This is a genomic window from Pelotomaculum schinkii (assembly GCF_004369205.1).
In the GTDB taxonomy this organism is placed as follows: Bacteria; Bacillota; Desulfotomaculia; order Desulfotomaculales; family Pelotomaculaceae; genus Pelotomaculum_C; species Pelotomaculum_C schinkii.
This window is the reverse complement of record NZ_QFGA01000002.1, coordinates 516,089-538,911: the sequence shown is the minus strand read 5'-3', so window position 1 is coordinate 538,911 and position 22,823 is coordinate 516,089. Positions and strand designations below refer to the sequence as shown.

Genomic DNA, 22,823 nt, shown 5'->3' with positions numbered 1-22,823 from the left:
TTTAAAGCTTAATCAAACGACAACTCGGTTCTCCCAATAATATCGTCCTGCAGCTCTTTACTCAGTTGTACAAAGTAAGCGCTGTAACCGGCAACTCTGACCAGCAGGCCCTTGTATCTTTCCGGATTGGCTTGAGCGGCTAAAAGTGTTTCGCGGCTTACAACGTTAAACTGGCTCTGCATTCCCTTTTTCTCGAAAAATCCGTCAATCACGGAAATCAGGTTATCCCGTCCGGTTTCGCCGGTAAGGCAGGTAGGTGTAAATTTCCAGTTGAGAATAGTTCCGTTACCGACTCTTTCAAGATCCAACTTTGATACGGAGTTGGCAATCGCAGTAGGACCATTTACATCGTGAGACCCGGCATATGTGTGAACCGGTCCCAGGCAGTCAGAAACCGGTTCAAAGGCTTTCCTGCCATCAACAGATGCCCCACAGAAAAAGCCTGCCCCAACATTAACCGATACGGAAAAGACACCCGGTACAAATACACCGCCGTGGGCATTGGGTCTTTTTCCCAAATTTTTGCAGTAGGTACTCAGGGCGAAATTTGCAAGTTCGTCGGCATAATCGTCGTCATTGCCGTAATGGTGCACCTTCTTGCTGTTTACCAGGGCATACAGGGGTTCATAACCTTCCCAGTTGTTTTCCACTGCTTTAAGAAGTTCCGCTCCGGTAACCTTCTTTTCTTCAAACACCAGTTGCTTGATGGTAGACAGTCCGTCCCCGACGGTGCCTGTACCTACACCCTGAGGTCCGCTGAAGTTATACCTTGCTCCACCGGCAGTCACATCAACACCCTTTTCTGTACAATCATCAATCAATAATGACAGGTAGGGCAGCGGTTTAAGAGCCTGATGGGTTAAATCCATGATGTTAACCATACTAACTAGTCTGTCGCACCAGTAGTTCATCTGTTTATCATAGGCGTCCAGTACTTCATCAAACGATTTAAAATCAGCAAGGCTGCCGGTTGGGGCTCCAAGCCTCTTGCCTACGCTGCCACATATTTCCCAGCGCGGGCAAGTTGAACCGCACCCTATACACCTGCCGTTATTTATGGCCATTTCGAACACTTTGGCCATGTTGAAATAAGTTGCATCATGCCAACCATATTCTTTCCCCGCAGCATCAGGCTCTACACAGCCAATTCCCACATAATCCCTGGCATCTTCCAACGTTCTACCATAAGCCATGGCAGCGGGAATGTTAACCTCATCATTGAGAATCTTGGGCTCCCCGGTTCCAATTCTAATAACATTGAACACCTTAATTTTGAACTCAACCGGTGTATTGGCATGAAATCTGACCGCCATCCAGGGATTGGGTATTCTTGTGTGGGCATGGGCGTCCAACACCATGAAGCTGAGATCGTTCGTGGCGTCATGTCCTTTCCTATCGACCCCACCTACATCCAGAGCCGTTCCGCCCATTCTGGTATCGCTGGCGACCATTGTATTTCCGGTATCCCTGAGTTTATTTAGCTCATGCAATTTAATGAAAAAGTTCTCGATCAGTTCCTGTACAAAGTCCTTCGTCACGGTTCCATTCTTCATGTCGTTCTTGTAGAACGGATAAAACAACTGGTCGAATCTGCCATAGGTAACGGAGTGTCCATTGGATTCGATAAGAATAATATTGGTGGCAAGGTGATAGAGCTGAATTGCTTCCCAGAAGGTCCTGGGCGGGTTTTCCGATACCCATGCACAGTTATCTGCTATTTGCAGCAGTTCTTTCTTCCTGGTTGCGTCCTGTTCTTTTACAGCCATCTCACGGGCCAGCCAGGCATACCTTTTGATAAATTCAATTGAAGCATCCACGACTATCAATTGGGCCTGGTAGAAATTTCTTTTCTTAATATCTTCAGGTAAACTCGGGTTGATGCCGGCAAGCTTTTCTTCAACCTTTTTTTTAAGCCCGCCGAAACCTTGTTTAAACAGCATTTCGTAGTTAGCACAAACATGCCCGACCCCGCCGTACATATAAAGGTCCGAGAAATAAACTCCCTTTCCCATTTGGCAGCCCTTCAACTCTTCGTCGGTGCAAGTGCCCTTGATCTGTTCTTCCACCGTCTTGCCGGACCAGTAGTCGGCCAATTCAAGCAGCCGCTTTTCCGTTTCTTCTGATATTACATGAACGTCATGCGTCCTATTTTCCCAGGGGTTGTTTTTGATTTCATCCACAATCCAATTGAAGGAGAACTCGGGGAATACCGAGGCACTCTTGGCCGGAGCGGCTATTTCGCCAACAATCAGTTCGTCGGGATAAATTCGTACGGTTACATTCCTCAGTACGTTGGAAAGCGCCTCAGCACACTTGACAATTTGCGGCTTATAGTTGTGTTTTTGGTACGCTTCAGTGACCAGGCAGGCTCTTTCGTGGTCCGCGCCGGGCGTAACTGCATCCAACCATTTAAGCATCCTATTGATCCTGGGATACGGTGACGGGTTGTCCACCATACCGGAAACACCGACTCCCCATTCCTTGTCATAGGGTTCAACACCACAAGGTCCGGCATAAAATGATTTCTCAATAGCGCACATTATTTTTCCCTCCCTAAGAATTAGTTAAATTTGTGCAGTTCCTTGGTAAAACAAGCTACCCTTGACATAGAGGGTACCTATGTTATTCTTTGCCGGGTCTCCATTAACCAGGAAAACATAGTAAAAATCTCTATACAAGGGTAGCTTAAGAATCTAAAAATTTAATTGTTCCGCAATATCCCGTTATGTTATTGGTTCCGAATTGTTTTGCTAAAAAACAATCTTACTTCCCTCTATGCCAAATAATCTTATTTAACCAAGAGAATATATAAAATTCGTTTTTTTAGACAGTTTTTAAATACAGGCTAAGCAGCTAAATGCTGCTGCTTTCTATCTTTTGCAATACCCCAGAATACTGCCCAGACAGCCATGACAATGCCCAGGGCTGCGGCAAATAGATAAGCTGATTTATTGACGTCTCCACCCATCGCTGCTGCAATAGGCGTCGCGATATAAGGGCTCACGAACTGTGCAAGGTTCTGGGCGCATAGTACAACTGAAATAGCCATAGGTGCAGAAAATGCATCAACTGATTGCGATGCCCCAACGATAACGCAGGGCATAACGATGGAGAAGGCAAAACCACAAACTAAACTGCCGGCATATACCACAGCAATGTTTGGTGCATAAGCCATCATCAGGTACGATATACCGAGCAGGAAAAGACCAATTGAAAGTGTGAAATTTTTCGCTGAGGTCGCTACCTTTCCGAAAACCAGACCCATTAAAAATCCGCCTAAAGCAAAGAACATGAGTGTTTGTCCGGCCTGTGCGGGAGTTCCCAGCTTTTGACTTTCTACAAGGAAGGAAATAAATACGGAAAATATTTGACCGGATATAAAGAATAAGAACATCGTGATTACCCAGCCGTACACTCCGGAAAGATTAACCTTACCGGCCGGTGCACCCTCCGCTGCTGCATTTCGGGCTGGCTTGTCATGCGGCAAACATATCAGAACTATAATTAGTGAGATTATACCGATAAGGTGCAAATAAAAGATAGTCTGCCAACCTATTACAGCAAGATAGCCACCTAAAAGAACCATTACAGCGCAGCCCAGCATTTGGGCCGCAGTTTGCTGCCCCATAACCTTTGAACATTCGTCGCCCTCGAAGTATTCTACTACAAGAGCCGAAGATAACGGCTGCGTAATTCCGATGCCGACTCCGAGGATTGCTCTAAGTACCAGTATTACTGTGAATGATGATATGAATGCAGGAAGTGTACCACCTACGATGAAGCAAAGGATACCAATTATAACAAGCGTCTTTTTTGACACATATTCTTGAAGCTTGCCTGCTAAAAAGCTAAAAACAATAATCAGAATACATGGGAGCGATATGAGCAACTGGATAGATGTCTGAGGCAAATTGCTAAAATGTTTACCAATAACACTAAGTCCGCCGGCAATACCGATGATGCCCATCAACAAAATGGAAAAACTTAATATGGCTAATTTGATTTTACCTTTTTCGTTTTCCATGATCCTGCTCCTTTCTATTTTGCAACATTACTTGGAGTCCCAGCCATAAATACCAGTTCTGCATTTATGAAGCCATGCAGTGCCCTGAGCAAACGCTGCCGTTGTTCTAGTCGAAGCCATTATGGGTTGCCGGCCATTTACATTGCATTGGTTTGATACGATGCAATGTAAATGGCGAATCCCGATCGAAGTTTTATAGATTAATTTGATGAAGATAGTTTTAGGCTGATCGTATGTCTTGCCCTAAATCTGGCATGAACGATAAAATCATACAGCCTGTGTCATCTCTTCCTGGGAAATATCAAATTTACAACCAGTTGACGGCAAAACTTCTTTGTACATGAAATCCGGCAATTTGTCATCCTTAGCCGTGAAGCCGGCGCCTTTATTGAATGCTTTCTCCAGGGCCAACGTCTGTTTGCCGATCTGATATAGCTTACCGGCATCCCATTCGCCACCAAATCTTCCGCCCATCAGTTCAAGAAGTAACGTTAAATTCGCAGGATCCTGGGAAGGCATATATATATGCATACAAAGACCCAGACTGTCGCAGGTGGCCATAAACGGTTGCAAAAAGGCAGATACTTCAACCTGCCCCTCTTTTTTGTATGGATCAACCGTGGGATTTCCGATCGGGTTGCCTGCTGTGTGATCAGCGCCCATGGGCGAGGTGGCATAGGTAACGCCTATTCCCTTTAGCCCTCTTGGATCATAACCCGCCATTGTTTGACTTTTGGCTACCGGAATCCGTTTAACCCCAAGGTAATTGCCGGCGTATTCCGCACCATTGCCGAGGATTTTTCCAAATTCCGTATCATCCATCATTTCTTGTATTAATTGAATGGCTCCCTTGTCATCACCAAACTGTATTTTTCCAGCCTCCATACATACACCAAGCATACCGCCTGTTTCTATGGTATCTACGCCCAAGTCATCACAAAGCCTGTCAATCGTAGCAATTGCATCCAGGGAATCAATCCCTAAATTGGAGCCATTCAGGGCGATTGTTTCGTATTCAAGGCTGCCTGTCACGTAGTCGCCGTTTTCATCGTTAATTAAATTTGAACATGAGATTATGCAACCAGGCATACATTTGTGGCCATTTTTTCCCCCTCTGCTTTTTTGGATCTCTGCCAGTTTTTCTCCACAGATATTTTCCGCCTTATCCCATCTTCCGTCGCTGAAATTAAGCGTCGGCATCGCACCCAGACCGTTAAGCATATTCACCAGCCCCGCAGTGCCTATTGCAGGAAACAGTTGTCCTCCTACAGGATCTGCCTTAACGGCTTTAACATAAGTCCGGGTAGCGGCTGCAAATTTTTTCTTATCGGTGTATTCTACCTGAGCAGGGCCCGCTGCATCGAGCACTATAGCTTTGATTCCCTTTGAGCCCATAACTGCTCCAAGGCCCCCACGTGCTGCTGACCGGCAGGGACGGCCTTCCATATCGGTAACCTGTACAGAAGCCATCCGGTACCCTCTTTCGCCCGCCGTACCGATCAAAATCATCCCAATTTTTTCACCGAAATCATTGCGCAATTGTGCGCTCAAAGCGTAGGTGTTCATCCCGACATATTGATCCGCCGGTAAAAGCTCTGCCTTATCTTTATCGATCTTCAAAATGGACCACTCATTGTTTAGAGGTTGATTCTCTATAATAATCGCCTTAATCCCCAATCTAGCCAACATCAGGCCGGCTGTACCCCCGGAGTTAGCTTCTTTGATCCCGCCGGTTAACGGGCTTTTCCCGCCCACCGACAACCTGCCGCTGCAGGGAAACGTTGTTCCATTTAACAGGCCGCCACATACAATAAATTTATTTTCGGGCCCTAATGCATTGCATTTTGGATTGACCTCATCATTTAATATTTTAGCGATTAAGCCACGACCGCCATACATTGCATATTCTTCATTAACAACTTCGGTTAAAATTGATTTTGTATCTGTCTTTACCCGTAAAAATTTTGACATAGCATTACACTCCTAATCGAAATAATTAAAAGGTAAATTTTGTTGATCGAGGCATTGGTTGCAAGAATAAAGAATTTGAATATTCAAATAATTATATTATCAACACCCTTCACAACCGCACTTCCTTCTTAAAACATTGAACTTTGGTGCTCCACTAAAAAAGAACAACGTACGCTATCCAGTTTGCCTATAGCAGTATAAAAGGGTACAACCGAGTAGAGGTGCAGGATGAGAGCATACCATCTAGCTGTCAGAATGTCCACAACCTGCACCACACGGTACTCATTGCTGCTATTAACTTGAATAAGAAATTCTTATGCAGTCACCCGGATTACCGCTAAAATACCGCCCTGGGAGTACCAGGCTTAATAAGCTTTTTCAAGTATTGCGAGAACATCTGCTGCAGTTACTTTTCTTGGATTAAATTGTGTTGGGGGTTCATAGGTCATAGCATCGTTAACAATATCCTGGAATACTGATTTCTGCACCCCTGCTTCCTTCAAAGTGGGGATCTTGAGTGTCTTATTCAGATCGAAAATTGCATCTACAACCTTTTTACAGGCTTCCTCTCTGGACAACCCTTGTAAATTAAGTCCCATAGCAACACCGACATCAATAGTTCTTTCAGGACACACCGGGGCATTGTACTCCATGACATAAGGCAGAACAGCAGCGTTGGCCGCACCATGACCCAACCCGCAACGGGCGCTTAAAGGATGGGCAATTGAGTGTGTTAATGCCACCATTGCGTTATCAAACGCTACACCAGCCATTAGACTTCCCATTAACATATCGGATCTTGCTTCGAGGTTTTCACCATCATAAGTTGCTTTAACAAGGCTGTTAGAAATCAGCTCGATTGCCTTTATAGCAAAAATATCTGAAATAGGAGTGGCTAATTTACAGGTATAGGCCTCAATAGCATGTGTTAAGGCATCCATACCAGTTGAAGCAGTCACGGGAGCGGGCAAAGGTATGAGCAGCTCCGGATCAGCAATAGCAGCTTCGCAGGGAACATGTCGCCCGCCAACTGCATATTTTCTTGAATTCTTTGGTGAAGTGATAATTGTCATGCTTGTTACTTCGCTGCCGGTCCCCGATGTAGTCGGAATGGCAATTAATGGCGGCGTGGGGTTCTTGACGGTACCCATGCCGAAGTACTGATAGAGTGGCGCCGGGTTTGTCAATAAAACCTTGACCCCTTTTGCCGTGTCAATTGTACTGCCCCCGCCAACAGCAAGGACTAGATCAACATTAGCGTCCCGGCCAATTTTAGCTGCCTCTTCCATCATTTCTTCCGGAGGATTCGGGACAATTTCGTTAAATTCTAAAACATCGAGGCCATCATCTTTTAGAATTTTCGCAATACCCTTGGGCATTTCCCCGAGCGCCTTGTCGTAAATAAAGAAAACTTTCTTTGCTCCGTATTCGAGCGCGATTTTCCCAACGTTTTTTGAGACTCCCGGACCAAAATGGATAACCGGTGGAAGATTAAACATACGTTGTTGCATTAACATAAACATAGCCCCCATTCATTATTTTTTGACAATATTTTTTTACTGGATAACCTTGCCTTGTCACCTCCACCAGCATATAAAAGCAAGATACATGCCAACAGTAATTCCATATTCAATAGCCTAATATAATAACAAGTTTTCAAAATTTTAACAAAGGGAAGCTCGACTTTTTAAAAATGAACGGTTTCTTTTTTGTCTTGCCAATCTTATGTGTTAAACTTCTTTACTAATTTTAATGCATCATTAATTTTTTACTACCTTGGCTGACATCTCCCTAGAAAAATATGATTTTCTGAAATCAGCCGATGAAAGAATTGGTGATAGATGAAATTAAATTTATCGGAAAAATAAAATAAAAGTCAGTTTATTACCATAAAAAGGATGATATGGTCAATCTACAAAGGATGATACAATCAGATTTTACTATTATTACCATGACAAGATTATAATTTTTAGCTCATATCGACCATTGCAAGTATAAAAAATCTTTGCAATTTCGAGTATATAAAATTAATTTGCTATCTTCCTATAAATTTATGTGTGATATTTATAAGCTTTTTTTTATTCAATTTGTTAAAAGAAAAAAACACTTACCTTCTTCCGTTAGAATAGTAAGTGCTTAACTATTACAAATAATACTTATAAAAGAAAAAAGATTTAAAATTGGTAACAGTATCTAATCCAGAAAACATCCGTTAATTTGTATGTCTATCTTGCATAGTGCAAAAGAGACCTGGATGATTAACCAGAGTAATCCTTTAGATCTTTTTCTATTCTTATTCTAATCTAAATTTTAAAACCGTGTTTTTGAGTTTTTCATTGCTATTAATTTTATTACACAAAGTTGGTCTACTAATACCTAAGCGATTGGCAGCTCTGCTGAGATTACCATTTTCCTCGTTTAATACTGTTTCAATGATTATTTCCTCACCTAGCTTCATTAAGTTGTTGCTTTTCTTATCTTTAATTGATCTTAATTTGTCCTTTAAATCTTTATAGCTATAGGCTTTAACTATTTTTTCCGGCAATTGGTTTAGAGACAATTTCTGTCCATCATCCAACAAAATAATTGATCTTTCAATTACATTTCTTAGTTCACGGATATTACCTCGCCAGTGATAGCATGATAATGCTGTAAAGAAGTCATCTTCCACTTGAAGTTTTTTTAAGCCATATTCTTTAGAATAAATATCAATAAAGTATTTTGCTAATACAGGTATATCATCTTTTCTTTCACGCAAAGATGGTAGATTTAGTGTGATTGTACCAATTCTATAATACAAATCCTCACGAAAATTTCCTTTATCAGCCTCTTTTAGCAAATCATTTTTTGTTGCTGAGATAACCCTAATATCGATGGGTATATCTTTTATTCCACCAACCCTACAGATTTTACTTGTTGAAAGAGCCCGTAATAATTTTATTTGGGTATTTAAAGGCATACTTTCAATTTCATCCAGAAACAGGGTGCCTCCGAAAGCTATTTCTATTTTACCCGGTTTCCCATTTGCTGAAGCTCCTGTGAATGCGCCCGGTTCATAACCAAACAATTCACTCTCGGCTAAATCGTGAGGTATAGCTCCACAATTTATTGCAACAAAGGGTTTACCCTTTCTTGGACTGGCATTATGAATAGCCTGAGCAAATAATTCTTTACCCGTTCCACTCTCCCCAAATATTAAAACTGAACCATGGGATTTAGCAACTTTTTGCGCTATCATTTTCATTTCGTCGAATTTTTCATTGCTACCAACAATATCATCAAATGTATAACTAGCCCTATTGCCTGGTAAATTTTGATCTATATTTTCCAGTAATATTACTTTATCTTCATACTTTTTATTAAATATTTTTCTAGTAGACATCAAAAATGATTTTCTTTTGCCTTTAATATCTAAAATAATTTCTTTTTTTTCTACACAATCATTATTGTCATATTGTAGCAGCGTGGAAACATATTTTAAAAGTTCCGGTACGATATCTTGTTCGTTAATGTTCAACATATCAATTATTTTATCATTATAACGGTTAATTGAGTTTTTATCATTAATATAAACAGCACCTTGAGGTAAATACTCAAAGGTTTTACTTATAGCTAAGTCATAGATACCCAATTTATCCAGGGTATCCATGGTAAAAGATACATTGTCAAGTATTCTTGCTAAAAATGTTACCAAGACTAAAGTATCTATTTTGTTTTGTTTATAACTGTAACTGGCAATATTTAAAGCGCCGATTACCTTTCCACTGCTGTTATGGACAGGAGCTGCCGAACAATAAGTATCATGAAGATATTTATTGAAATGTTCAGGTCCTAGCACCTGCACAGATTTATTTTCACGTAAAGCTATACTAATTGCAGTAGTTCCAATATCCATCTCAGATGAGCTGGCTGGAACGGGAAACATATCCCGAAGTTCTAACCCTTGATGCAAATAACTTGAAGCAAGCACTTGGACATTCCTGGCTTGGTTATCGAAAAGTTGTATATTCAAACCTTTTTTTCTGGCCATTCTTTGTAAGGCCAAAACAATATTGCCAAATCTATCGATCATGCCCTTACTATCTGATATTTGTTTTTTTATCTCTTCTGGAGATAAAATTTTTCTGTTGTTTAGGTTAGGATTAACCCCATATTCCACACTTCTCTGCCAGGATTCATAAATTAGCTTGGGAACTATATCTTTATTTATTGGTTTGCCATGAATAAACTTTTCCCATTCATATTCTATTTTGTAGAGCTTGGGCAATGTTAGATCATCAATAACCATATCTGTCTTTTTCATTAATTCATTAAAACAATTATGCAGACTTATAGAACTTTCAGCTTCCATACTTTCACATCCTTGTAAAATATGTCAATATACTGGAAGGTTAGTTCACGGATTAGTCCAAAAATACATGTAAGGAGTTTCTGCGTCATCCTTATATTGTAATAATTAAAAGATTATACCTTGGCAACGTCTATATTACCTATTCTTGTAAGAAATTCTATTATTTATTTTCTGTTTCTCCTTCTACCTTATATAAGTATACTCTATTGTGTAATAATTGCAAAAAGTATTAATACAAAGAGCTTCCCGAATATTAGTTCCAATCCCTTAAAAAGAAATCTTTGCTTCCCAAAGCTGCTCTGGAGATTGCCATTGGGGAGCAGGTCGTTGACTTGGAAAGCTGATAATATTCGAAGATGTATAAATTTTTCTTACAGTGTAAAAAAGATTTATACCTCGGTTAGATAACTCAAAAATAAAAAGTAGCCTTTTTATAAGTAAAAAACCAGGATGTAATTTTCGAAGAATTAATTTAGTCAAAAAAATAGGCTCTATCCTGGATTGAAGATATTCATTTTTCATAAAAAGCTTTTACTGGCATGCAACTTGCTCTTTATAGAGCCGGGCGAGGAGGTGATAGTGAAACATTCCCCATCTATTTCTTATAGGCCGGGTTATAATTTTGGCGTTTGACATTGGCGATGCAGTGGGTCTGATTCTAATTTTATAGCTCCGATCTTGGCGGGCTAATGCTATGCTACGACTGCCAGGACGTCAGGTGTGCGGGGAAACCGGCATGCCCTCCAGTGTGGAAAGGAGTACAGAATTATCTATGGTGATAAGCATGAAGGGTGGAAAACAATGGCAACAAAGAAGATGATGCTGTATATTAACGGCTCCGAACGTATGTTGGTTTGCGATCCCGAGACAGATACTCTTGCCGACGTTATAAGACGTCTTGGCCTTACCGGTACGAAGGTGGGCTGCCGCGTTGGACAGTGCGGCATCTGTTCCGTCATACTGGATGGCGCAGTTGTTCGCTCCTGCGTTAAAAAAATGAAAAACATTAAAGACGGCAGCAAGATTACAACCATTGAAGGGATAGGCGCCCCGACAAATCTGCATCCTCTGCAGTTGGCATGGATCATACATGGTGGAGTGCAGTGCGGGTTCTGCTCGCCCGGATTTATTGTTTCTGCAAAAGCGTTGCTTGATACCAATCTCAATCCCACAAGGCAGGAAGTTCGCGAATGGTTCCGGAAGAACCACAATGCTTGCCGTTGCACCGGCTATAAGCCGCTGGTCGATGCGGTCATGGCGGCCGCCAAGGTGATGCGCGGTGAAATGACCATGGAGGACCTTAATTACAAAATACCGGCAGACGGGAGAATATACGGTACGGGATATCCCAGACCGGCTGCCCTGGCTAAAGTAACCGGAACCTGCGATTACGGCGACGATATCGGCATGAAAATGCCTGACGCCCTGCACCTGGCTGTAGTCCTTCCCGGGGTTTCCCATGCCAGGCTGCTTTCTATAGATACTTCGGAAGCGGAAAAGATGCCGGGCGTTGAGAAGGTTATTACCCATAAAGATGTGAAGGGGAACAACCGTATTATGTGGCCCTGTGGCCATATACTCGCCAAAGCGGACGGTTTTGATCGCCCGATCCTGGCTGAGGATATGATCTATCACCGTGGTGATGTTATTGCTGTAGTGGCCGCCAGGACCAGAGCTGAAGCGCGCGCAGCAGCAAAAAAGGTTAAGTTTGAACTGGAGCAGCTGCCTGAATACTTAAATATTCTGGAAACAATGGCTGCTGACGCGCCGCAGGTAAACAAAGAATACCCCAATATTTATATTGAAGCTCCTTTAATTAAGGGACAGGATACCAGGAAGATCATTGAAAAAACCCCTTATGTTGTTGAAGGCAGCTTCTATTCCCAACGCCAGCCACATCTGGTTCTCGAACCGGATACCGACCAGGCGTATGTTGATGCTGACGGGGTTCTTACCATCCATTGCAAGAGTCTTTTCCTGCACATTAATATATTTACATTAGCTCCTGGTGTTGGTCATCCCGCCGAAAAAATCAGGATTATTGAAAACCCGACCGGCGCAAGTTTCGGATATTCGCTATCCCCTTATATGCCGGGCATAGTATCGGTTGCTACCCTGGCAACCGGAAAGCCGGTTACTATTACCTTGAGTTATGAAGAACATCAGCATATTACAGGGAAACGCGCTCCTTCTTTCTCAAACGCGAGGCTGGCATGCGACGAGAAAGGGAAGATTACGGCCTTGGAATATGAAATTGCTTATGATGAAGGGGCCTATACCGAATCTGCAGACGTGATCGCCCAGAAAGGACTTCGTTTCGTGGGCGCTCCGTATAAAATCCCCAATGCGATTGGTCTTTGCAAAACTGTTATATCCAACAATGCGGTTTCTACAGCTTATAAAGGTTTTGGTTCGCCGCAGTGCTACACCTGCTCGGAACAGCTCATGGATATGATGGCGGAGAAAATCGGAATGGATCCGTTGGAGTTCCGGTATATCAATGTCTATCGTGAAGGCGACGAGAGCATAAACGGCAACAAGTTCTCCGTTTACCCGATGCCCCAAATACTGGACAGGCTGCGTCCATATTATAAAGAAGCTCTGGAAAGAGCAAAGAGAGAGTCTACGCCTGAGAGAAAACGCGGCGTTGGTATCGCCTGCGGCGAATACAATGTAACCAGCGCGCCAAACGACCATACGGAAATTATTCTTGGGTTAAATCCGGATGGTACTGTGACGCATTATAACAATTGGCAGGATCAGGGACAAGGCGCGGATGCCGGCGCAGTTGTTCATACCTATGAAGCCCTGAGGCCGCTTGGATTGCGTCCGGATCAGATTAAGCTGTGCATGAATGATACGGCTTTGGCTCCTATGCACGGTCCCTCTGCGGGAAGCCGTTCCCATTATATGATCGGAAATGCTACCATCCACGCCGCTGAGCAGCTGATGAACGCTATGCGTAAACCCGACGGAACTTATCGTACTTACGATGAAATGGTTGCCGAAGGGATTCCCACAAAATACACAGGCGTATTTGACACCACCGGGATGACGTCCGACCTTGATCCGAACACTGGACAGGGGAGCCCGACTGCTGAATATACTTTCGGCACATTCCTGGCGGAGGTAGAGGTAGAGGTCGCCACGGGGAAAACCAAAGTGCTGAGGATGAAGTGCATTGCTGACGTAGGTGTCATCGGAAACATAGTAAATGTTGACGGTCAGGCGCTCGGAGGTATGATGCAGGGTATCGGAATGGCGCTGTCCGAAGACTATGACGATTTTAAAAAGCATACCAACCTTGCCGGCAGCGGCTTTACGTTTATCGATGCGACGCCGGACAATCTGACGACTGAATACATTGAAACCCCAAGACCCAGCGGACCTCACGGCTCATCCGGCTGTGCGGAACTATTCCAATCGTCGCCTCATGTTGCGGTAATCAATGCAATCAATAACGCTTGCGGTGTTCGAATTTACGAATTGCCTGCCAGGCCTGAAAAAGTGAAAGCGGCGCTTGAGGCTAAAGCCAGAGGTGAAGAAATCAAGCCCAGGAAGTACTATATGGGTGGCGACCTGCATGAAAAGATTGACTATATCAAAGCCAATCCTTTTACACCCAAAAATTAATTTCAAGACATTATTACCCTGAAACTAGTGGCGCCTAATAGATGAGTCGTGTCGCATCCGGACTGCTGCCAAAAAAAGGCCGCAGTCCGGATGACGGTTATGCAAATAGTTCATTTCAGGTAAAGCGTGTGAGGATAATGCGATGGAATTAAAGGATTTTAAAAATTGGGGGAGCCTCTGCACCCGGGATGAGCCTGTATTTTGCACAAATCAGTGCCCGCTTGGCGTCGACGTAAAAGGGATGGGGGCGAAGCTCAATGCCGGCGATTTTACAGGGGCCTATAAAAACTATAGCAGTCAGGTGCTTTTTCCGGGTATTGTCAGCAAAATATGCGACGAGCCGTGTAAAAGCGCCTGCCTGAGAAAAAATATTGATGAATCCATCTCGGTGAGGATGCTAGAAAAAGCGTGCTGTGATTTTACCGCCACCAAAGACATTCCCTCTTTTTATATGCCGCCCAAAAACAAACGCATTGCCGTAGTCGGCGGAGGTTTGGGCGGCCTAAGCTGCGCCGTAAAACTTGTCCGCAAAGGCTATGATGTGCACCTGTACGAAGAAAAGGACAGGCTGGGGGGAAGCCTTTGGGAACCGGGCAGCCATATAGCCCCGGAGGTCCTTGAAGAAGAGTTTGGCCGCATTACCCGTAACGATGATATCAAACTGCATTTAAATACAAAAGTAGGCTCTCTTGATGCGCTTGCGTTTGATGCTTTGTATATTGCTACAGGAAGAAGAGGGGAAACATTCGGGCTTGCGGGGGGATTTGACCCAATATCTCTTGCTACCGCTCAAAACGGCGTGTTTATGAGCGGAAAGACGGCAGGAAGAGAGGAAAGTTCGGTCCTCATTCCTATACGAGAGGGGATTAGGGTAGCCCAGTCAATTGAGTCCTTTTTAAAGGCAGGGAGGATGGGCGGTGAGGCGGGCAATCACGAGGTGGTTCCATCGCGGCTCAGTGCGGATATAGCCGGGGTGAAAAATAAAGCCGGCGTAAAGCCTGCCGGACCGGCCGGATATACCCCCGAGGAGGCTGTCGAAGAGGCAAAAAGATGCCTGCGCTGCGAGTGCAAAGCTTGTGCGGCAGCTTGTGAACTGATAGCGTATTATAAAAAGAAGCCCAAAAAAATTATTGAAGATGTTAACGCCACTTTGAATAAGGTTGAAGCAATTACAAAAAGAGTAGCCTCACGCCAGATCAACTCCTGCAATCTCTGCGGACTATGCAAAGAGGTATGCCCAACCAGTCTTGATTTTGAAGAGATATTTCTGGCCAGTCGAAGAGAACTGCACAGGGGAGGAAGCCTTCCCCTGGCTTTTCACGATTTTTGGATGAGAGATATGGACTTTTCCAACTCGGAGGATGCTTTTCTTGTCCTAAATCCCTTGGGTAAGGATACAAGCAGATATTTGTTTTTTCCCGGCTGTCAGTTGGGCGGCTCCGACCCGGGTTATGTCACCGCCACCTATGATTATTTGCTGCAGCGGCTTGAAGGCGGCGTATCCATCATGGTCGGGTGCTGCGGCGCCCCTGCCGAGTGGGCCGGAAGGGAAGAGGAACATTCTGCTGTTATTGCCCAGATTAAGAAGAACTGGGAGGCAATGGGGAGTCCGGGGGTGATACTCGCCTGTCCGACCTGTAAGAAGATGTTTGCGCAATATCTTCCCCACATTACGGTTACATCGCTGTGGACTATTGTGGCGGAGAAGGGTATGCCGGAGAACAAAAAGAGCGGTGAGGGCCAAACGGTGACTGTTTTTGATTCCTGCGCCAGCCGCCACGAGCCTGATGTGCGGCGCAGCGTAAGAGCCATCCTAAAAAATTCCGGTTATCAACTGGAGGAACTGGCATACAGCGGAGAGCGCGCGCAGTGTTGCGGATATGGAGGCCAGATTCATGCGGTAAACCTGCCGCTCCTTGATGAGATCGTCAGCAACAGGGTGAAGGGGACGCCTTATGATTACATTACCTACTGCACGAACTGCCGCGACACCTTTGCCAACGCCCAAAAACCGGCGGTTCATATGCTTGATCTGATGTTCTACGACAATATCAAAGCCCGTGCAGCCAGAAAGCCCCCTACCCTTACGCAGCGCAGGGAAAACCGGATTCAGCTCAAAAAACAGCTTCTTAAGCAGATCGGGGGAAGGGAGATGCAGCCGTCAGTCAGCGATTATTCCAGGATAAAAGTTTTCATATCTCCCGAAGTTATTGAGAAGATGGACAGAAACCTGATCGTTGCCGAAGATGCCCAGAGGACAATCCATTATTGCGAGTCCACCGGAAACAAAATACAGGATACCTCTACCGGGAACCTGATAGGTCACCTGCAGAACGAAGTGATCACCTATTGGGTTGTGTACAGGCCGGAAGGAGATGGGTTCAGGCTGGAAAGCATCTACAGTCACAGGTTGAACATAGAGGAGCATGTCACATGAGTGCACCGTTAGAGAAGCCGGCGCTGATCTGCCTGAAATGCAATGTCCAGCTTGAGCTGCGCAAAGCCTTCTTTACCTATCTTGGCTTTAACTTCAATACCGAGCTGCCAAGGTGCCCGGTCTGCGGGCAGATGTACCTGTCGGAGGAACTGGTCAAGGGAAAAGTAACTGAAGTAGAAATGTCTCTTGAGGACAAGTGAGATTTTTCGCTCAGGCCTCCGGTAATGCTGTCTTTTGCCTCGGAGAGCTTTGACCATGAAGCCCGCTTTAGAACAACGCTTATTTTTCATCAGAGAATTAAGCGTTTTTTTGTCGTACCCATAGCCACGCTCCCCCCCCAAAAAGAATAGAGATAAGGCTATAACCTGCTTAGCAGGTTTACAATACCACCAGGCAGTTAGAAATTTTTTAGTGACATTATTTAATCCAAGGGAAGCCAGCAAAGAAGACATTCTCGATATTTTGGAAAAGGCTTACTAGGGCAGATAATTATTGGGCTTTATACCGTTGAATTGGCTGCCGCGCCAGGGCGATAAACAGGTATATAACCCAGCGTATATTGTTGACTTTTGGTTAACCCGGTCCTATAATAACCCTGAAGTAAACACGGTGGGTGGAAGAATTTGAAGTCTTTTGTTATTAGGCCGGTCCGAGTTTGTCCAAAACCCCTGAGGTGTAAAAATCAGGGGTTTTGTAATCGCTTCATAAATTTGGCTATACTCAAAAGGTATTGGCCAATACAATGCAGAAGTAACAAAAAAACGGCCCCACGGCCGCTTTTTAAAAACTTCTTTGCTTATATAGCACGCTGTATCTTGCCGCTCCTCAAGCAACGGGTGCATACCAGAATTCTACGGGGACTACCGTCTATGATGGCTTTGACGCGCTGCAGGTTGGGCATCCAGGTCCTTTTAGTACGAATGTGTGAGTGGCTCATATTCATACCGACGCTAACGCCTTTGCCGCAAACGGCACATACTCTAGCCATAGATAACCACCTCCTTTGCATCACCACTACATTCTATCAAAAAACAAAAGGCGCCGCAAGGCCGGCTTAAGTTAAATTCCAGTTATTTTCCGAAAGGATTGCCATGCCTGCTGACTTTTTCGCAAAACCAGTACAGTACCTCAAGATGATCGGACCCCGGCGGGCCGCAGCCATGCAAAAGCTCGGCCTCTTTACGGTGCGGGATCTGCTGTATCATTTTCCACGGCGTTATGAAGATCGCTCCAGGCTTCTGGCGGCCGGCGCCTGCCCCCATGGGGAGACGGCCACCATCAGGGGGACCGTGCTGGCCGCGCAGGATTTAAAGCCAAGGCGCGGCTTAACTGTTACCAAGCTGGCTGTGCATGACGGGACGGGTATTTTCTACGCGGTATGGTTCAACCAGCCATTCGTCAAGAAAAACCTGTCTACAGGAACCAAACTTTTTGTAACCGGCAAAGTTGACAAGAGCTTTGGGCCGGTGCAGGTTATGGTCGAGGATTACGAGGTTGCGGAAGGCGGCGACCCTCTGGGCGCAGGAAGGCTGGTCCCCATCTACCCGCTGACCGGGCAGCTGACCCAGCGACTATTGCGTGCCGTCGTAAAAACAACTCTGGATGAGGCACGCTCAAATGCAGGTGAATTTCTGCCTGCTGAATTGCTTGGAAAATATAAGTTGCCGGTATTTGGGGACGCCCTGGCAAGTATACACTTCCCGGAATGCCGCGAGGACCTGGAAAAAGCCAGAAGACGCTTTATCTTTGAAGAGCTTTTTCTTCTGCAGTTGGGACTGGCGGTCCGGCGGGCAACTGTCGCACCCCGTCACAAGGAATACCGCTGCCGGCCGGACGGCAGGCTGACCAGTTCCTTTATCAATAATCTGCCTTATCGCCTGACCGGAGACCAGGTCAGAGTGTGGGGTGAGATCGCAGCCGATATGGAGTCCTCTTCTCCCATGCAGCGTCTCCTCCAGGGGGATGTCGGGTCCGGTAAAACGGTAATTTCCATACTTGCGCTGCTTAAGGCAGTGGAAAACGGCCTGCAGGGCGCCTTGATGGCGCCCACTGAAATCCTGGCCGAACAGCATTATCTGGTCATGAAGAGGGCGCTTTCATCTATTGACGTTGAGGCCGGTTTGTTGACCGGCAGCACCCCTAAAAAGGAAAAGGAATTACTGCTGCAAAGGCTGGCGGAGGGTGACCTGAAACTGCTGGTGGGGACGCACGCCCTGATTCAACAGGATATTTCTTTCCAAAGGCTGGGACTGGTGGTGGTTGACGAACAGCACCGCTTTGGCGTCCGCCAGCGGGCGGCCCTGCAGTACAAAGGAAACTGCCCCGACACCCTGGTTATGACCGCCACCCCGATCCCGCGCACCCTGGCCTTGACCCTGTACGGGGACCTGGATCTTTCGGTGATCAGTGAGACGCCTCCGGGCAGGCTGCCGGTCAAAACCTACGCGGTCCTTCCCAGCGCGCTTCATAAGGCCTATAAGCTGGCGGCAGACCAGCTTCGCCTGGGGCGGCAGGTTTATATTGTCTGTCCCCTGGTCGAAGAGTCGGAAAAAGTTGATTTGCAGGCAGCCACCGATATTGCAGAAAAGCTGGCGGCGGGTGAATTCCGCAACTACCGGGTCAGGCTTTTGCACGGCAGGATGAAAGCAGGGGAGAAGGAGGAAATCATGACCGCCTTCAGGCAGGGGGAGGTCGATGTCCTGGTAGCCACCACGGTCATTGAGGTGGGGGTGGACGTCCCGAATGCCACGATGATGGTGGTCCTCGACGCCGATCGCTTCGGCCTGGCCCAACTTCACCAATTACGGGGACGCGTCGGCCGGGGCGGCCACCAGTCTTACTGCATCCTCACCGGCAATCCCCGGACGGAGGAAGGCAAGGCCCGCCTGAAAGCGATGACGCTGACCGCGGATGGCTTTGCCCTGGCTGAAGAGGACCTGCGCTTGCGGGGGCCGGGGGAATTTCAGGGCACCCGCCAGTCCGGCTTGCCGGAGTTGAAAATTGCCGATCTCCTGCGCGATGTTCAAGTTTTCCAGACCGCCCGCCAGGAAGCGATCGCCCTGGCCGGGTCCGACCCAAACCTGACCCGGCCGGAGAACAGCAGGCTGCCGGCCGAGATAAAAGCCAGATATAGCGGGTCTGGCGGTTACATGGGGATTGGTTGAGGTCAACAACTTTGTTTTATTTTTATATCCGGGGAGGTAATTAAATGGCGAAGCGCGCCTTTTACATTGTGGATGTGTTTGCTGAAGAAAAATATGCCGGCAACCAGCTGGCCGTGATTAGAGCTGCCGGGACACTTTCCGGCGCCGAAATGCAGCGGATTGCCAGGGAGATGAATTATTCAGAAACAACCTTTATTTTATCTGACGACATAAAAGACGGCGGATATGACGTGCTGATTTTTACACCGGCAGAAGAAGTGCCTTTCGCCGGTCACCCTACATTAGGCACGGCCTATGTTATCCGACACGAGATACAAAAAGAACCCGCAGAAAAAATTATATTGAATCTGAAAGTCGGGCAAATTCCCGTTACATTTGACTCCAGCAGCAAAGACCCGGATACTTTGTGGATGAAGCAAAAGCAGCCCGTTTTTGGCCGGGTCCTTGAAGCAGGGCCGGTTGCTCAAGTCTTAAACATTGAAGAAAGTGAGATTGACTCCAGATTCCCTATTCAGGATGTTTCTACAGGGCTGCCTTTCTTTATCGTTCCCTTGAAATCGCTGGCTGCTGTGAAAAAAGCCAGTATAAACAGGGACAAATACTTCGAGTTAATCAAGAATACGCATGCCAAGGCGATATTCATTTTCTGTCCGGAGACGTACAACCGGGAAAACGACTTGAATGCGCGGGCCTTTGTTGACTGTTACAGTATACCGGAAGACCCGGCAACGGGCAGCGCCAACGGCTGCCTGGCCGGGTACCTGGTAAAATACCGGTATTTTGGAACAGACCGGATTGACATCAGGGTTGAGCAGGGTTATGAAGTTGCCAGGCCGTCGTTACTCTTATTGCATGCTGAAGAAAAAAATGAGGCTATAGATGTGTCCGTGGGCGGTAAGGTTGTAATGGTCGCCAGAGGAGAATTGCTTTAGGTTGGTGGAGGTTGAAACAGCTACTAAATAATTAGATATAATTATATAAAAAATGATAAATTCATTGACACCAAACAGGTGTTCCTGTTAAGCTATTAACAGGAGATGGTGTTAATGGAAAAATTATTAACCTCTCACCAGCTAGCTAAACTATTGAATGTTTGGCCTGAAACATTGCGCCGCTGGGAAAGAGAAGGAAAATTAATTCCTTTGCGCACACCCGGCGGACACAGGCGCTACAAAGAATCACAAATAATGGCTTTAATAGGCGAAGAGATTACTGTGAACGGAACAAAACAATGCGCTATTTACGCCCGCGTATCCACAGCAAAACAAGCCGAAGCCGGAAATTTTCAACGGCAAAAAGAACGTTTAATAGCCTATGCGGTAGAAAAAGGTTATCAGGTTAAAGCAGTATATACCGAAATCGCATCCGGTCTGAACGAGAACAGGCGGGAGCTTGCCAAAATAGCCAAAGTAGCCACAAAAGGTGAAATAGACGTGATTGTCATCGAATACAAAGACCGATTGGCCCGTTTTGGCTATAAGTATTTGGAGCAATACTACCGGTCATGCGGTGTTGAAATCGATATCATGGAATTTGACGAAGAGAAATCACCTCAAGAAGAACTGGTAGAAGATATGATCGCCATAGTAACCAGTTTTTCCGCCAGGATTTACGGCAAGCGCGGCGGGCGTGTGGCAAAAAAGCTAACTGAACTTATTGAGCAGGAGGTGGAGTCTTGCGAAAACCACGGTTAGAGGCGTGATCCTCCAGCTCACGGATATTCAGAAAGTTTTCCTCGATAACCTCTTGGAATGCTACTGTGCCGCAGTGCGATGGTCGTTTAAAAGGCTGCTGGATGGTTGGAAAACCCAGGACATACGACTATCCGTGCAAAGTAATTTCAGTCTTAACTCCCGCCAGGCTAACGATGCTGTATATGATGCCAGTGCAACAGTGAAATCACAGAAAGAACTGGTTAAGCTTAACCACGCAGGCGCCGCAAACAAAGTGGAATTCACCCGAAAGCGTCTTGAGAAAGCCAAGTTCTTCGGGAAAAAGGCAAATCTAAAAAGACGCCTGGGCAAAGAAGAAAGGAAGCTGGCATTCTGGCAGAAGCATATTGACGCCGGCACATTTCCTCCCGTGGTATTTGGTGGTAAGAAACTCTTCCGTGAGAGATGCAAGGGCAATATTACCCGCGAAGAATGGCAAGAAGCCCGGAGCAACCGCTACCTTTCCAGGGGTGATAAGACCAAGGGCGGCAACCTGAACACCCGGCTATACACCAAAGACTGCAACATCTACCTGGACATAGCTGCAGAGCCGGTCGGGACAGAAAAGTCCGTCCGCTACAGCCGGATCACAGTCCCGGTCTACCTGGCCTGTAAGCCTTCCAAGAAGACCGGACTAATCAACGGGCGCAACTACCGGCAGATGGTGTTGGAATATCTTAAAACCGGCAGCGCCTATCAGGTGGAAATCATCCGGGAGAACGGCCGCTATTACGTCCACGTTACCATCGAAGAAGAAGTGCCGGCGCCATACACAGCCCATAACGGAGCAATCGGAGTGGACACCAACCCCGACGGGTTGGGAATAACCCATGCAGACTATCTGAGCCGGTTCAAAGAAAGCCTGTGGCTGCCGCAGGGCGAATGGACATACGCCCGAAGTAACCGGCGGGACAACCTGATTGGAGAAACCGCCGTCCTGGTGGTGGCTATGGCGAAACAGTTCAATTGTGCCCTTGCTGTTGAGGACCTGGAGTTCAAAAACGACAAGTCTGTGACAGCAAAATTTAACCGGATGAGCCACGGGTTCGTCTGGTCGAGCTTTTTAAAACAGGTAGAGCGTAGGACCGCCCGCGAGGGAGTGCCCCTGGTAAAAATACCGCCACCGTTCACCTCAGTCATCGGCATCCTGAAATATCAACAACAGTACGGGATCTCAAGCCACGAAGCAGCGGCATATACCATAGCCCGGCACGGCTTGGGATACGGAAATGAAAAGGTTCCTAAACAATTGGTACAAAGGTTTGTCAAGAAAAGAGATACCTTCGCGTTGTTAACCAACTGGAAGCAGTGGAGTGCAATAAAAAAATCGGCAATTGCTGCGATTAAAAAACAAACCGAAAGGGAAGTGAAGAGTCTGGTTTCCTGGCAGCACCATAAAAAACAACTGTTGAACTAAGGTAAACCCTTTGCCATAAGTTTGCGATGCGGCACAGTACACGCAGCGAAAGGCTGTTGTCGCAAGTCAAGACCAGGCGGTGGGCAACACCCCCTTCCGGGCAGCACTGGCCTC

Annotated in this window: 13 protein-coding genes and 1 riboswitch; of the genes, 7 read left to right on the top strand and 6 right to left on the bottom strand. The window is 46.0% G+C overall.

Features of this window, described 5'->3' with window-relative positions:
* Window positions 1-8 precede the first annotated feature (8 nt).
* The 5 genes from hpfG to Psch_RS13540 form a co-directional block, all read right to left on the bottom strand.
* Complete coding sequence (gene hpfG / locus Psch_RS13560) at window positions 9-2,540, bottom strand: (2S)-3-sulfopropanediol dehydratase (RefSeq protein WP_190258464.1); 2,532 nt, start codon at window positions 2,538-2,540, stop codon at window positions 9-11.
* Window positions 2,541-2,845: 305 nt separating this feature from the next.
* Window positions 2,846-4,024 carry an MFS transporter gene (locus Psch_RS13555; protein WP_190258463.1) on the bottom strand — a complete coding sequence of 393 codons (1,179 nt, stop codon included), beginning with the start codon at window positions 4,022-4,024 and terminating at the stop codon, window positions 2,846-2,848.
* Between the two features lie 267 nt (window positions 4,025-4,291).
* Complete coding sequence (locus Psch_RS13550; RefSeq protein ID WP_190258462.1) at window positions 4,292-5,995, bottom strand: aldehyde ferredoxin oxidoreductase family protein; 1,704 nt, start codon at window positions 5,993-5,995, stop codon at window positions 4,292-4,294.
* A gap of 365 nt (window positions 5,996-6,360) precedes the next feature.
* Window positions 6,361-7,512, bottom strand: coding sequence for an iron-containing alcohol dehydrogenase (locus tag Psch_RS13545; RefSeq protein WP_206663778.1), 1,152 nt, complete (start codon window positions 7,510-7,512; stop codon window positions 6,361-6,363).
* Window positions 7,513-8,288: 776 nt separating this feature from the next.
* The gene (locus tag Psch_RS13540) at window positions 8,289-10,346 is read right to left on the bottom strand and encodes a sigma-54 interaction domain-containing protein (protein WP_190258461.1); all 2,058 of its coding nucleotides are present in this window, start codon (window positions 10,344-10,346) and stop codon (window positions 8,289-8,291) included.
* Between the two features lie 658 nt (window positions 10,347-11,004).
* A riboswitch (molybdenum cofactor riboswitch) is annotated at window positions 11,005-11,121 on the top strand.
* Window positions 11,122-11,147: 26 nt separating this feature from the next.
* Between Psch_RS13540 and Psch_RS13535 the strand changes: the two genes are divergently transcribed.
* The 3 genes from Psch_RS13535 to Psch_RS13525 all read left to right on the top strand — a co-directional run bounded on the left by Psch_RS13535 (window position 11,148) and on the right by Psch_RS13525 (window position 16,616).
* The gene (locus Psch_RS13535; protein ID WP_190258460.1) at window positions 11,148-13,979 is read left to right on the top strand and encodes a molybdopterin-dependent aldehyde oxidoreductase; all 2,832 of its coding nucleotides are present in this window, start codon (window positions 11,148-11,150) and stop codon (window positions 13,977-13,979) included.
* A gap of 142 nt (window positions 13,980-14,121) precedes the next feature.
* Window positions 14,122-16,416, top strand: a complete 2,295-nt coding sequence (locus tag Psch_RS13530; protein WP_190258459.1) for a pyridine nucleotide-disulfide oxidoreductase/dicluster-binding protein — start codon at window positions 14,122-14,124, stop codon at window positions 16,414-16,416.
* Window positions 16,413-16,616, top strand: coding sequence for a DVU_1557 family redox protein (locus Psch_RS13525; protein WP_190258458.1), 204 nt, complete (start codon window positions 16,413-16,415; stop codon window positions 16,614-16,616). The genes Psch_RS13530 and Psch_RS13525 overlap by 4 nt, the downstream gene beginning before the upstream one ends.
* Before the next feature lie 596 nt (window positions 16,617-17,212).
* On the opposite strand, the gene rpmB is transcribed toward Psch_RS13525, so the two are convergent.
* On the bottom strand, window positions 17,213-17,404 hold the full coding sequence (rpmB, locus tag Psch_RS13520; protein WP_134219466.1) for a 50S ribosomal protein L28: 192 nt from the start codon (window positions 17,402-17,404) through the stop codon (window positions 17,213-17,215).
* Between the two features lie 103 nt (window positions 17,405-17,507).
* On the opposite strand from rpmB, the gene recG reads away from it, so the two are divergent.
* From recG to Psch_RS13500, 4 genes are all read left to right on the top strand, one after another.
* On the top strand, window positions 17,508-19,580 hold the full coding sequence (recG, locus tag Psch_RS13515; protein WP_190258457.1) for an ATP-dependent DNA helicase RecG: 2,073 nt from the start codon (window positions 17,508-17,510) through the stop codon (window positions 19,578-19,580).
* Between the two features lie 44 nt (window positions 19,581-19,624).
* Complete coding sequence (locus tag Psch_RS13510) at window positions 19,625-20,512, top strand: PhzF family phenazine biosynthesis protein (protein WP_190258456.1); 888 nt, start codon at window positions 19,625-19,627, stop codon at window positions 20,510-20,512.
* A gap of 114 nt (window positions 20,513-20,626) precedes the next feature.
* Window positions 20,627-21,274 carry an IS607 family transposase gene (locus tag Psch_RS13505; RefSeq protein WP_190258455.1) on the top strand — a complete coding sequence of 216 codons (648 nt, stop codon included), beginning with the start codon at window positions 20,627-20,629 and terminating at the stop codon, window positions 21,272-21,274.
* Complete coding sequence (locus tag Psch_RS13500; RefSeq protein WP_190258454.1) at window positions 21,237-22,709, top strand: transposase; 1,473 nt, start codon at window positions 21,237-21,239, stop codon at window positions 22,707-22,709. Before Psch_RS13505 ends, Psch_RS13500 begins: the two co-directional genes overlap by 38 nt.
* Window positions 22,710-22,823 lie beyond the last annotated feature (114 nt).

Bases quoted from the DNA above. Each gene is read 5' to 3' on its own strand.
- Psch_RS13530 (WP_190258459.1), top strand. From the start codon at position 14,122: ATGGAATTAAAGGATTTTAAAAATTGGGGGAGCCTCTGCACCCGGGAT.
- rpmB (WP_134219466.1), bottom strand. From the start codon at position 17,404: ATGGCTAGAGTATGTGCCGTTTGCGGCAAAGGCGTTAGCGTCGGTATG.
- Psch_RS13550 (WP_190258462.1), bottom strand. From the start codon at position 5,995: ATGTCAAAATTTTTACGGGTAAAGACAGATACAAAATCAATTTTAACC.
- Psch_RS13535 (WP_190258460.1), top strand. From the start codon at position 11,148: ATGGCAACAAAGAAGATGATGCTGTATATTAACGGCTCCGAACGTATG.
- recG (WP_190258457.1), top strand. From the start codon at position 17,508: ATGCCTGCTGACTTTTTCGCAAAACCAGTACAGTACCTCAAGATGATC.
- Psch_RS13555 (WP_190258463.1), bottom strand. From the start codon at position 4,024: ATGGAAAACGAAAAAGGTAAAATCAAATTAGCCATATTAAGTTTTTCC.
- Psch_RS13540 (WP_190258461.1), bottom strand. From the start codon at position 10,346: ATGGAAGCTGAAAGTTCTATAAGTCTGCATAATTGTTTTAATGAATTA.
- Psch_RS13525 (WP_190258458.1), top strand. From the start codon at position 16,413: ATGAGTGCACCGTTAGAGAAGCCGGCGCTGATCTGCCTGAAATGCAAT.
- Psch_RS13545 (WP_206663778.1), bottom strand. From the start codon at position 7,512: ATGTTAATGCAACAACGTATGTTTAATCTTCCACCGGTTATCCATTTT.
- Psch_RS13505 (WP_190258455.1), top strand. From the start codon at position 20,627: ATGGAAAAATTATTAACCTCTCACCAGCTAGCTAAACTATTGAATGTT.
- Psch_RS13510 (WP_190258456.1), top strand. From the start codon at position 19,625: ATGGCGAAGCGCGCCTTTTACATTGTGGATGTGTTTGCTGAAGAAAAA.
- hpfG (WP_190258464.1), bottom strand. From the start codon at position 2,540: ATGTGCGCTATTGAGAAATCATTTTATGCCGGACCTTGTGGTGTTGAA.